Genomic DNA, 13,468 nt, shown 5'->3' on the forward strand with positions numbered 1-13,468 from the left:
CAAGGAACACAATACACCTCAAAAGCATTGCGTTCGCACCTTAAAGACAAGGGGATTACTCAGAGCATGAGTCGTAGAGGTAATTGCTGGGATAATGCTGTCCAAGAGCGCTTCTTTAGGAACATTAAATTTGAATACTTGGATGATTTAAGCTTTATTAACCATCAAGCAGTAGATGATGCTGTGGGGCGTTATATTAGATATTACAACAACATTAGGATTAACTCTGCAATTGGCTACATGACGCCATTACAAAAAAGAAGAGAATTATTAAAAACAGGCTAAAAAACCCTACAAAAAAACTTGACCATTACATTTTAAGGCATGTCTTCATTAACAGCATTTAAGCTATCATCCATTAATATTGCAAATTTAAACTCAATAAATGATAAACTAATCATCGTGTATAATACCTTATAAGTGACATTTCACTCCCTTAATCGGGCTAGACTTAACGATAAAATTACTATTAATTACAAACTCATTTAATTATAATTTGATATCCTTAGCAGGCTAAAATGAACAATCAAAAACTACCAATCAATATCAATGATCTTCTATCAGCCAAGACAGTAGAAAATGAACGTCTTGAGTTCAAGGAAGGGTGGAACCCAGAATCGATTATTCATACTATTTGCGCCTTTGCTAATGATTTTCATAATCTAGGCGGTGGCTATATCATTATTGGAATTTCAGAGAATCAAGGTCAAGCAGTGCTACCTCCAATTGGCATACCCCTGGAAAAAATCGATACCATAAAAAAAGAATTACTCAATCTTGGTAATAGTGCAATTAGTCCAACATACCATCCATTAACAGCTGTTTATGAAATTGAAAATAGGCATGTTTTAGTTATTTGGGCACCAGGCGGTGGTACTCGTCCTTACAAAGCTAAAACAAGCTTGTCAAAAAAACTTTCAGACTGGGATTATTATATTAGACTTCATTCAAGCACAGTAAAAGCAAAAGGGGATTATAACAAGGAATTGTTGTCTCTCACTGCAACTATACCTTTTGATGACAGATTTTGTCAAAATGTTCCTTTGGAAGAATTATCAATTGATTTAATGATCAATTTTTTAAAAAATATTGACAGTGATCTTACCGCTGATAAAAAATCATTCGAGCTATCAACATTAGCTAGACAAATGAATGTTGCTGGCGGCCCTAATGAAATGCTTTTTCCTAAAAATATAGGACTATTATTTTTTAACGAGCAACCAGCACAATTTTTTCCAGTTACGCAAATTGATGTTGTTTTCTTTCCTGACGGTGCAGGAGGTGAAAGATTCGAGGAAAAAATATTTAAGGGACCAATAGATCAGATGCTAAAAAATGCATTAAATTACATTAAAAATAATTATTTAAAACAGATAATTATAAAGCATAACGATCGTGCTGAATCTTCACGTTACTGGAATTTCCCATTCTCAGCTATTGAAGAAGCTGTTGTAAATGCCATATATCATCGTTCATATGAAATAAGAGAACCTGTTGAAATTAGGATAGACCAAACTGAACTAGTAGTTTTGAGCTTTCCTGGCCCAGATCATTCAATAGATTTAAGTAGTCTAAGGCAAGGCAAAGCTGTTAGTCGAAGGTACAGAAATAGGCGAATTGGTGAGTTTTTAAAAGAATTAGATTTAACAGAAGGCCGATCTACTGGTATACCTAAAATTCTAAGGGCTATGAAAATCAATGAATCTCCCGAGCCTGTATTTGAAACAGACTTTGATAGAAGTTATTTTTTAATCAGATTACCAATCAATTCATTTTTCCTAGAAAACAATCATCGTAATTATGCTTCTATAACTGAAATACCACTTTACGCAGATAATAAAATACAATTAGAAGAAGATAGGGGGCTCACTAATAATAAAAGGGCTCAGTCAGAAGATAAAAAGGCCCAGTCGGAAGATGAAAAGGCCCAGTCAGATGATAAAAGGGCCCAGTCAGATGATAAAAGGGCCCAGTCAGATGATAAAAGGGCCCAGTCAGATCTACATATAGACGAAGAGATTAGGCGTGCATTTGAAAATAAATCATTAAGTGAATTATTTCTGTTGATTGAACAATTCAATCCTATTTCATCTAATGAACTAGTCAGTAAATTAGGTTTAACAGATAAGCATGGTGCGTTTAAGCGCAATTTAAGCTTTTTACTGAAAAAGAACATAATTCAATACCAATTTCCAGAAAAACCAACAAGCCGTCTCCAAAAATATCTAGTTAGTGAGTATGGCTTAATGATTGGGGAAAAGTTAAAACTTTTCTAATTTTTCCACATCTGACTTTAATAGTACATAAGGAATTAATATATATGCCCCTCTATTTTTTCCCAGCCATCTCCCATGCTATTAATAGGTATACCTGGATTATTAGACATAAGCTGAACGGTTTCGTTACTTGATTTTTTAATCTGCTATCGGAAGTCTCTATACCATCAAACAGTCGATTTTCCTAAGCATTAATTGAATAAATATGAATAGTTTGCTGTTAAAATTAGCGCTTACAAATTATTCATAAAAGATCGTAACTGTAGCATCTTTCTTACCATATTTTACTAAACTAGATAGGCTATTCATTCTTAGAATGCTTTCAGACCTTTCATTTTTGGTGTATTATTATTTTAGAAATTGAATCTTATGGGGGATTAATAATTTTAAAATTAAGTGCTACACAAAGATTTTTTGAAAGTAAAGGCGTTGATGCAGGTTTTTGTATGATTTGTGGAAGCCGTCAAATTAAGATTTATGGAGACATAATTGAAAGTGACACAGATAAGATTGACGCAAACATTTCTGTAATTATGTCTAATGTGCTTGATTCAAATGCTAGTCTAAAAGAGATAAACACCTCAATAAAGCTATATTGTGTTAATTGTGGCTATGAATTTGCGTTTAATGCTGAAGTAATTGATTTATGGATTAAAAATAATAGTGAGCTCTAATGTCAAATAATGTAATACCTTTTAACCAAGAATCTCGTAATGGTTCGAATAATACTGGTGGTGGAGGTGGCGATATGGAAGCTAGACTTGCAAAACTTGAATCTGATGTTGAATACATTAAAAGAGACATTGGCGATATAAAAATCTTGCTTAACAAAATTGATTCAAAACTTGACGAAAACAGTTTAAATTATAAAAATACAATAGATAAGCCAATCGAACGAATACAAGGTGAAATAAAAGAATTAAAAAGTGAGCTTAAATCTTAGATTAAAAGCTCTAATGATTCTTTAAAAGAGAGCGATAAGACTATTAGTCAAGATGTTAAATCTTTTAGACGATGGACTATAGGGCTTTTTTTTACAGCTTTAGCCGGTTCTATGGCCGTTCTTTTATTTATGTATAATATTACAAAAAATTTTTAGATATATTAACCCATATACTTTCATTAGAAAGCGGGTTACTTTCTGATAAATTTGTGAGATTAATATTAAAGAAGTTATCAGAAAGATTTACTGAAGAACTAGAGAAAAAACATCTTAGATAAACAATAAAACTATTGATGCATATTTTTATTCCGTTGTGAATATTGAACTGATGTTCAAACATTTTTGCGTGACCCAGAACAAACTGAATATACGATTGCGATTGCAGAGATGCATAGAAATCATATATTAGATGAGACTAGACAAGTAACAATTTTAGTTAATGATAGCATTGATAAATCTAAACGACCATATTCACTTATATTAAAAAATATCGATTATAAAACTTCAATCGTACAAGTCTAAACGTTTTGAAAAAATATCGAAGATGCTTGCTTTGCTTAACAATTGGATAACTACAATCGACTCCAAGTAATTGATTTTAAAAACTTAGGCTTGATTTCATTGTGAATCTTAGGCACCATTGATCTTTGGTTCTGAGATAAGAATGAAAGGGTAAGGGTAGTAATTTAAGTAATGAATACTGAATGGGATAATGCTTATCATATTTTACGTAACACCACCCGGTCAGTGGCTAGAGAAAACCTTATAATATATTGTTTTTATTTTATATATTAACTCCATCCACATTGAAATATAATTCTTTAAATGTATATTTCTCTTGTGTTTATCATTAACTATGCACATACATAACGCTTATTTAGCAATGTATGTGCATAGTTTGATGTTGAACGAGTTGAAATGGATGGCGAGCGCGATCTCTTTGATCTAGTGGTCAGCTCTCCACCTAAGTTAGCAATATCTAGCTAAAACCAAATTTAGCTTCGCAAAAAATCAGTTAATATTCTTTAGCTTGCAGTGATGAATAACTCCCCATAAATACATTAAACTTAAATTACCCTAATAAAAATTACAGTAATATTTGTTTAAAGCAATTCTGATTGAATCTAAGTAACACAACAAGATAGGGGAACAAAAGGTAATAGACTTCATTGAAGCGATAAAAGCAATCAGTCCGCTTTGATGAAAATGGCATACTGATGATGGGTATAAATTTTACGAATGGCTGATAACTGAATCTATATATTTTCTATTAGACATTACAAAATACATCTACAATCATTTCAGTCTACATCTAGCTAAATCTGCATTAAAATTATTTAAACGGAATGACTACGAGCAAATACGACCATAGAATCATTAGATAAATAATTCGCATAATGTATATTATGTTAAATTGAGCATTATGAACCAATATAAATATCATTATTTAGATTATCTCAAAAAATACTCTCACTTACCCTCCTTACTGTAAGCCATCTCATTAGTTGCACAAATAAGTAATTTACCTCTTCTACTGTCTGATTAACTGAGATTAGGAGTTTACTCTTTGAGATAGTTGCTGGGCACATTAAGATTGATTGTTCGTAACAATACTTCTATCACATGTCAATCTTTTGCTGTAAATTGACTTATGATATTTTAAATAACCCGTGATTTTTTGTATCTGTAAGTGAATCATGCCTCGATCATTTCTATTGATTATATGATTGATATTTACTAACAAGCTTTAGCCAATCATATTTATTCTCGGTAAATGGATAGAGAGTGTTAGACTGATATTCATCGAAAGCTTGGTAAATTTTACTTGCTAACAAAAAGACATTACGACATTTTTCCAAATAGCCAGAATGATTCAAGTCACTAAATCCACCCTCTCCTGTTTTAAAGAAATTTTCATAGCATTCAATAGTTGAAAGATTCAAGTACAAACAAACATAATCAATTTGTAACTGCTCTTTAAAATTTAAATCTTTGTATTGTTTGTTGAATACCCATCCAAGCGTATTGTGAAAATTTGAACAAATTTTCTCGCCATCAGTTGCAGTTAAAATAACTGGAATTTCATCATTCAAGTATACATGCAAGCCTTCTATTTTTAATTTTGCTACTAATTTAAATAGATACGCGAAAGGCATTCCTTGGTTAATTTCTTGATTGCCAAAATACAGCTTTTTGCTCATAAGTTGATATGCGTTAAAATCGCTTAAATACAAGATTGAATGGCACAAAGTCTCCACTACGCAAGGATCATTATTATCTACATCAATCAACTCAATTAATTGACGATAAAAATGACGCAATGTTTCTCTATCTAATCCAAATGCATTACCTCTCAAATCATTCATTGTAGTTTTGTGATACAATTGATTTAGCAGCATCAAGACCAAGTAATGTTTATTTGGTAACACCTCTCTGTATTGCGGCATAGTTTGCAAATCAGAAACTATAGGAGTACCCCGTATATCGCAAATTATCGTTTTTAATGTAGTAAAGTAGCGTTCTTTATTAATTAATTGTGGGCGAGAATGTGGTTTATACTCAAAGCAACTTTGTAGCAGTATAGAATAACAAGTACCATCCGTAATTGATGATAAGTATTTGAAATTAGCTTCAGCTTTTTTAACAACATTCGCTGTAACGCCCTCTATTCTATAACTTGTTAACAGGTTTATCCGCTCAACTTTAAGCAAACAAGACCTTCGCTCATATTCAGTAAATCCCCCCCACTGTGCTAATGATATTTTGTTGTAGTAAGCAAATACAAATGACTGTATAACTGGGTTTTCTCCCATAAGACGCAACGCTAACTCTAAAATAAATAACGCTGATTTATCTATTTTCTTAGTGAGTATCATCAAAAAAAACTCAACCTTTTGCTTTAACGCTTCAATACCTATTTCATCGTCAATTTTACGATAATAATAGGCATAACTACTAAAGCAAGTAATCATACTCGTAAGAAGTGGATATAATTTGTTTTCGCATTGAGAATCTTTATAATTACTTATTGTATACTTCAACCTATCCTGCTCAATCATAAACTTAAGCCTAGCCCACTGTTGTAATAAGTTAGCCTCATAAAATATTTCAGTTAACTCTTTAAAAACATCAAAATCAACTCGGTCTAAAAGATAGACATATTGATTAGCTACTTCACTAGAGAAATATAATTTATAATCAACATAATTTTTTTCTATTAACTTGATAATATGATTAGCAATATCACTAGCATAGTGATTTTGCTTTTGATGAATAAGCTTTTTAAATTCACAATAGTATTTAAAAAACTGAAAAACATCACAACTGCTTTCAGTCTGAGTCATTTGGTTCTGTTCAAGATTAATTAAATACGTTGTCAACCATGACTGACAGGCATCAAATTGTTCAAAACGCAAATAAAATTTACATCCAATAATTAATAAGTCTAATGAATTAGGAATTAGAATAAGATCTTTAGTATGCTTTGCTAATTCACAATGCCAACTTTCTTCATCAAAATCAAGCAAATCATCACCAACAGAATAAAACCAATCTAGCAGTTCATCACCTGTCAAAATTTTAGACATTCTTAGCTGCCTCTATTAAAAAATAGCTCTTAACGTTAACATACGCACTTAACTTATTAGCAGAAATGAATACATTTAATTGATAAGTGACATCAATTTAAAATAAACACGTTTTTCAATTTTAGTAAAATAAGATTAAATCTTAATGGAGAGAAAAGTTTCATACAAGCGAAGCTTAATAAAAATCAAATGGGAGTAAATCATTTTTGTCATACCTAACCACAAAAAATGATTCTGCCCTTAGTTTTCTATTAACTCTTACAACACGTAAAGTACAAAGATTTTAATTCAAATGCATTATACATAGATGCCTTATTACATGATTCAATACGCACAATAAAACACCCATAATTTATACTTACTCGTTATCTTTAGATGCCTTTAATTCCTGAGTTTTTTCCATGATACCTAGTGCTGATAAGCCGGTAATAACATCTAAGTTTGAGGTTAAATTACCGTTACTACCATTGATATAATTTTGTGGCATACTAATTTTAAAATTAGGTAAGTTTTCATATAATTGTTTTGCAACATCTCGATTTAATTCAGCCAAATAGACATTTTCATGTTGTCCAAGTGCACCATATTTAGCAGATAACACATCTGCTTCGGCGATACCTTTTTCACGAATAGCTTTAGCCTCATATTCAGATGATAGCGCATTTGCTTTTTGAATCTCTAAATTTGCTTTTGATATCTCAAGCTCTTTAGCTTTAGTCAATGTTGCAATATCTTTTTTCTTACGCTCTTCAACTAATTCGCGTTCAGCGATTTGACGCGCTACTTCAACATCTTTTTGCTGCGAAATCACTGCTAATTCTTTAGTGCGTTGCGCATCTTGAACTTCTCGGGTACGTTGAATTTCTTTACGCAGTTGTTCTGTTTTAGCTTGTGCTTTTGACGTTTCTTGCTCTTGAATGGCTCGTATACGTTCAGCAACTAATTTCTTCTTGTCTGTAAGCAATTTATCTAGTTGCTCTTCTGGAGCCGGATCGCCTATTGTTACCTGTGTTACGGTTATACCATATTGTTTTAATGGATTATCCTGCCTAATTGGTTGGCCCTGCTCATTTTCAATTGGCACAGTCTTCCAGACTAGTTGTTTAGTCGGTTGCAGCTTATTTGAATCATCTTGATCTAGCCCTACTGGCACAAGATCTACCTGATCAATTTCAACCTGACGTCGTTCAGTTGAATAAATTCCATTAATCAATTGATCAGATAACTGAGCTTTAAATTGGTTCAATCCACCTTGAAAAAATTCTTCCCCAGTATATTGTGTCGCCGTAATGACAGTTACGTTCCGGGCATTTTTAATCAGCATACTTTCGATTAAATTATCATTTGAACGAAATTCTCTATGCATAGTTGTAATTTCTTTGGGATCATGTGAAAGCCTAAATCGAAAAGTTGCAGGCACAGTACCTGTATAGGTATCAGCAAACCTAACAGGTAATGCTTCTAAGCGTTGATAAAACGCTTCACCTTGATTATTCCCAAAAGAAACAGTGACAACTTGATCGTAACGAGTTATTTTAGACAAAAAAGGCATTCTAAAATGAATACCTGGTTCACTAAAAACATCCAATGTACCTGTAATGTTATTTTGATAAATGTACGTATAGCCTGCATCAGTCATAAGGACAGAGCTTTTAGCAATTCCAGCAATACTTACTATTCCAATTGCGAGAATAATTCTCTTTGGCGTGAAAAAAGATGATACTTGTGACATTTACTTTCCTTTTTAAACGTTAATGAATGGTGAATTTTAAAGCAGGTAATTTTTTATTTAAGTACAATTTTATGTAAATGAGTCATTATACTAAAGTTTACATTCTATTCATACCTTTAAGTAAGTATGTTTCGAATTAATAGAACGCAACATTAATTTGATTTATGTTTAATACATTTTATTTTTGTATACTAGTAGAATTAAGCTAATCTCAAAATAAAGTGTAATATTAATGCTTCTCTCAGTAAAAACCATCAATGCAAACGCTTAATTTTCAATAACCCTAGCCTCATTAATTATACAAATAATAATCAACATTTGTTGAGAATTGAGCTACTTTAGGCTACCAGAACTGACAGTTTGTACTTCCTAAAAGGACATGAGATAATCTATATCAAGAGAATTGATGCATTCTCTAGCTAATAACTCAAAAAAAGCAGTTATTTTAGAAAAAAACTTTAAACTTTAAACGGAAATTATGAAGAATACTATATCTATTCGTGCTATGAAATACGAAGATCTAAAGAACGTAGCTTTAATTATTGATGATAATGGGTTGTTTCCAAGTGATTATTTAGGAGATATGACAACTAAATATTTTGATGGTTCATCTGAAGAAAGATGGTTTGTAGCAGAGCTAGAAGATAATCAAGTAATTGGTGTAGCCTATGTGGCGCCAGAAATTATGACTGATAAAACTTGGAATCTGCTCTTAATCGCTATATTTAAATCATATCAAAACCTTAAACTAGGCCAATCTATTATTAAAGCGGTAGAAGAAGAACTCGAAGCTTACAAAGCACGAATATTGTTAATTGAAACATCAGGCCTAGAGAATTATGCAGCTGCTCGTAAATGCTATCTGAATTCGAATTATCAACACATAGCGACTCTCCCAGATTATTATGAGGATGGCGATGATAAATTAGTTTTTATGAAAAAATTATCTATTTAGCGTTAACTACCTAGTTTGTGCGTTTAATATTTCATGATTTAAGCATCATTTTTTAAAGCTAACAATAATTCTATTCATTTATTGTTCAGTTAAGACAACCGAGCTAAAAGTCCAATTGCCCTACCTTAAGAATTAAAATTTCAAAACTCCTTACATAATCATTAAGGAGTTTTATAAAATTTTCTAAAAATTATTCAATTAACATAATAATTAAACAATAATGTTTGACTGTGAGTTAGTAACTGTACTTTGGTTTTGGTTTTGGTTTTGATTATTATTTTGAATGTTGCTTTTTTGAATATATTCTAATTCTTGTGCACTTATTAATGCATTTGAAAAATTAACAGTGTTTTTGGCTAAGAATGGATAATTGTTATTATATATTGTATAAAGCGCGCTTTTTTTAACTACATAAGTAGGTAACAGGAAGTCATGTACTGCTTGTTTTTTATCTGTAAAAGCAGGAGCAATACCAATAAAAGGAACAAACATAAAAGATAAGTTTTTTACGCAGGTTCTACCAAATGCAGGCCAAAAGTTTATTTTTTCAGCATGCTTACCTATAACAATAATTCCTAATGCCATTTTTCCAGGCGTAGCACATGTATTTGAAGATTCGAATAGCGCATAATAAAAAGGAGAAACACAAAATGGTCCTATATATAGACCAAAAAGATAAATCCCCATAAAAGTTGCGCCAACTGTATCTTCATCAAACCCTGAAACGATACCTGCAAATATAGCAAAAATAAATGCTATAACACTGTAACCAATAAAAATAATAAGGGAGTCTATTAATCTGGCCACAAAACGAAGCCAAAATCCCGCAGCTTCTTCATATTTATTAACTTTTAGCAACCTCCATGGATAAGGCCCATCCATTAATTGCTGATTAGCCACAGTAGATGAATTTTGCGCATTGCTTGTGTTAACTGTATCTAGCTTATTTAAGTTTAATTGAGTGTTATCTGACATGTTTTTTTATTCTTTTACTATTAGGTGTTAAAGGGAAATTAGTTTAGTTATAACTAAATATCTAATTTGTAAATATTACTTCAAAATTGACATATTAAAGTAGCGTAAATATTTTATCATAATTGTAATTATATTTAAATCATGGCTCGCTAATTAAAGTACATTTAGATTAACATACCATTTTTCTAGTCTATTTCTATCTACATCACTCAACTTATTCATGGAAATCACAACATCATAACATTCGATAAGCAAACTCTCCTTTTGTGCACTCTGATGTAAACACAGAATTTCGACCATAGAAGCTTGTAGCAACAGGTGCTTAGTTTTACTATGTCTTAAAATCAAGTTACATATTTGTTTGATAGATAGGCATTTAAATAATGCTAATAAAGAAGGATTAAGCGCTTTATTATTTCGCTTAAATTGCATAAATAGCGTTTCAATTATTGTGATTGGTAATTCATCAGAACACCTTCTTAATAAATTAACTGCTTTAATCGCTATCCCTATGTCTTTATCATTCAAACAATTTAATAGTAAACTGAAATTAATCTCCCCACCAGAAATAGTTTTAGTTTCATCAACTTCACTTGTATAACTATAAAGAGAACACGGTTTAAACCGTGAATGAATCAATTTATTTTTAACACCTTTGCAAAGATGTGAATATTGATTCAATAAATACTTAAGCTTTTCTGGTGACTCATCTGATAAAGCTAAAAGTAAGCCGTAACGATTTTCAAGTGTGTAGGTTAACTCAAAAAAATCCCAAGTATTCGTAAAGTCCGTATCGATGTTTGCTATAGATAAATATTCTTCCATTTTTTTAATATATTCAGAAACTTGCCAAAAAAGATCACCCTCTTCCTCTAATATATTTAGCATATACGGATCTGCTAACTTTAAATTATTCATTAGAGCAAATAATTTTATCTGTTTTAGATTAAGATCTTGATTTGCTATTAATTGAACTAATACACTACGACACACCTTATTAAATAAAATAAACATGCCTGTATTAAATAAGTAAATCATCATGATTTCTATTTGCTCAGTATCGAAGATATTAACACTTGAACAAATTTCTTCACATAACAGATCTAAATCCTTCATACCCAAGCAAATTAATAAACCATATAATTCATAGTCTTCTAAGAATCTTGCTTTCACTAAAAAATCATCACAAGCATTTTGTGTTAACAGGTTTTTATGAATGATCTCTAATATTTTAATGGCTTCGCCTGTATTTTTAGCGCTCATACCAAAATTTGCAAGAATTGCAGTTTGATATTTTGGCACCTCAAACAATCTAAGTGATTGACAAATATCAAAATAAAACAGCGCCCCTTTTTTATCACATGCACCTAGCCCTGCGATAAAGTTGTTTAATAACACTTTATTGTTCTTATTATCATTTAAGATTGTCTTTATTATTTGATGCCCAATGTGATTTTCACAAGCTAATAGTAAATTAATGATGGGTCTATTTAAACCATCTGGTTTGTGCAAATGAGCAGTAATAATTGATAACCATTCATTGAGTAAATTCTGGTCCGATTTTAATACAGCAGCCCAAAAATAGTGTTCTGGCGGTGGAGAAGCGTAGATAGATGCCTGCTTGATATAAAGACATAGATGATCTTTCAAGGACGATTGTGTATTATCAATATCTGGTATTTTATCAATAATAATTTTTAAACATCTTACCTGTTGATGGAAATGGAACATTTCAACAGTAGAACGAAAACATAAGACTTTATTAAGCGTTTTAGGTATTTCCACTATTGCTCGAGAAAATAGTCGTGATAAAGACTTCTTATGAGTAATTGAAAAAAAAATTTCAAATAGAATTTCTGCATCAAATCCTTTCTTTGATTCATTCGTCACTTCAAAGCTTGTTAAAAATTCATCTATTTCCATTTTACTCATACTAGGGTTATTTACATGTGTGATATCTTTATTTATAAGATATTTAAATAACTCAACATAATGAATTGGAGCGATTTTTAATATTTCCTTTTCATTAACTTCATTTAGTAACTTGTTGTATTTCATGTCCTGACTACACGCTCCGATAAACTTAATTTTGCATATTTAAGTAGATATGTTAAGCAAAGAAGCGGGAATTATGAAACATCGATTCTTTTTTCTGATAACACTTCAAACTCAACATTTTTCACTAAAAAACAAAATGGTAATGCATTTGCTCCTAATTTAACTAATAACTCTCCTGGTATGTAATCAACTGCCTTCACAGATATTATCTCTTCAATTCTAATTGGAAGTTTTATTTCTGCTTCAGCAATAAAAGATACTGAATGCCCTACACTAATTGCACTATTTTGTAGACAGATATACTTCATTGCATCTTCCCATGTATTAAAAAAAGAATGAAATTCAGATGGCAAATTATAATTTTGTTCTATGATCCCTAAAAAACTCATTTCACTAGCGCTCCCTGCCCCTGCTTTAATTTCAGTTGCAATATATTTATCAGTGACTAGATGTGAAAATTGATTAGGTAAATGTGTTGGCAATACATCTGTAAAAAGGCGAGTAATATATGTATAAAGCGCGCTATTCATCAAATTTTTAATAAAAATGACAGTCCTTTTTTGATGTTTTTGATTGGAATAGTCTAAATAAAATCGCCAATTGCTTTGTTGTGGTGAGGGAAACAATCTACGAAATGGTCCTGCAATCTTAGGCCCAAAATGTTTATGTTGATAAGTCAAAATAGTTAAAATAGTTAATCCATCTCTTTCTATCAAGGTCATACCTTTTGGAATAAAATGAGATAAATTTAATTTTATCAGTTCTGTAGGTACAACCCAATTCATATAAACTATGTCAGCAGCATCACTTTTCATTTTTAAATAAGGTAATCTACTGAATAGTCGATATCTCGCATCTTGCCATTTAGCTGAATTTATCCAACTTGCCATAATTTTCTGAAAATACGTGTTTTTAGGTGGAATGAATCGATAATTCTTCATA

10 protein-coding genes and 1 pseudogene are annotated in these 13,468 nt (G+C 31.2%); 6 read left to right on the forward strand and 5 right to left on the reverse strand.

Features of this window, described 5'->3' with window-relative positions; genetic code table 11:
• The 5 genes and pseudogenes from BMW37_RS06230 to BMW37_RS15495 form a co-directional block, all read left to right on the forward strand.
• The coding region (locus BMW37_RS06230) for an integrase core domain-containing protein (protein ID WP_143047598.1) at nt 1–285 on the forward strand (285 nt) is incomplete at its 5' end.
• Between the two features lie 233 nt (nt 286–518).
• A complete protein-coding gene (locus BMW37_RS06235) occupies nt 519–2,276 on the forward strand; it encodes an RNA-binding domain-containing protein (RefSeq protein WP_093318684.1) in 1,758 nt (585 codons plus the stop codon).
• A 673-nt stretch (nt 2,277–2,949) separates the two neighbouring features.
• The gene (locus BMW37_RS06245) at nt 2,950–3,219 is read left to right on the forward strand and encodes a hypothetical protein (RefSeq protein ID WP_093318690.1); all 270 of its coding nucleotides are present in this window, start codon (nt 2,950–2,952) and stop codon (nt 3,217–3,219) included.
• A 342-nt stretch (nt 3,220–3,561) separates the two neighbouring features.
• Nucleotides 3,562–3,741: a hypothetical protein gene (locus BMW37_RS06250; protein ID WP_093318692.1), complete on the forward strand. Its 180-nt coding sequence runs from the start codon at nt 3,562–3,564 to the stop codon at nt 3,739–3,741.
• A gap of 354 nt (nt 3,742–4,095) precedes the next feature.
• Nucleotides 4,096–4,203: pseudogene (locus BMW37_RS15495) on the forward strand (IS200/IS605 family transposase); the annotation flags it as partial.
• A gap of 728 nt (nt 4,204–4,931) precedes the next feature.
• Here BMW37_RS15495 and BMW37_RS06255 read toward each other — a convergent pair.
• Complete coding sequence (locus BMW37_RS06255) at nt 4,932–6,806, reverse strand: hypothetical protein (RefSeq protein WP_093318693.1); 1,875 nt, start codon at nt 6,804–6,806, stop codon at nt 4,932–4,934.
• 358 nt (nt 6,807–7,164) lie between these two features.
• Nucleotides 7,165–8,538, reverse strand: a complete 1,374-nt coding sequence (locus BMW37_RS06260; protein WP_093318694.1) for an SPFH domain-containing protein — start codon at nt 8,536–8,538, stop codon at nt 7,165–7,167.
• Nucleotides 8,539–9,016: 478 nt separating this feature from the next.
• Between BMW37_RS06260 and BMW37_RS06265 the strand changes: the two genes are divergently transcribed.
• On the forward strand, nt 9,017–9,493 hold the full coding sequence (locus BMW37_RS06265) for a GNAT family N-acetyltransferase (protein WP_093318695.1): 477 nt from the start codon (nt 9,017–9,019) through the stop codon (nt 9,491–9,493).
• A 210-nt stretch (nt 9,494–9,703) separates the two neighbouring features.
• Here BMW37_RS06265 and BMW37_RS06270 read toward each other — a convergent pair whose 3' ends face one another.
• From BMW37_RS06270 to BMW37_RS06280, 3 genes are all read right to left on the reverse strand, one after another.
• Nucleotides 9,704–10,468 carry an RDD family protein gene (locus tag BMW37_RS06270; RefSeq protein WP_093318696.1) on the reverse strand — a complete coding sequence of 255 codons (765 nt, stop codon included), beginning with the start codon at nt 10,466–10,468 and terminating at the stop codon, nt 9,704–9,706.
• Nucleotides 10,469–10,621: 153 nt separating this feature from the next.
• Nucleotides 10,622–12,526, reverse strand: coding sequence for a hypothetical protein (locus tag BMW37_RS06275; RefSeq protein WP_093318697.1), 1,905 nt, complete (start codon nt 12,524–12,526; stop codon nt 10,622–10,624).
• A gap of 71 nt (nt 12,527–12,597) precedes the next feature.
• Entirely contained in the window at nt 12,598–13,467 is an 870-nt protein-coding gene (locus BMW37_RS06280; protein ID WP_093318698.1) for a DUF2071 domain-containing protein, read from the reverse strand.
• Nucleotide 13,468 lies beyond the last annotated feature (1 nt).

The sequence above is a fragment of the Thorsellia anophelis DSM 18579 genome (assembly GCF_900111395.1).
Classification (GTDB): Bacteria; Pseudomonadota; Gammaproteobacteria; order Enterobacterales; family Thorselliaceae; genus Thorsellia; species Thorsellia anophelis.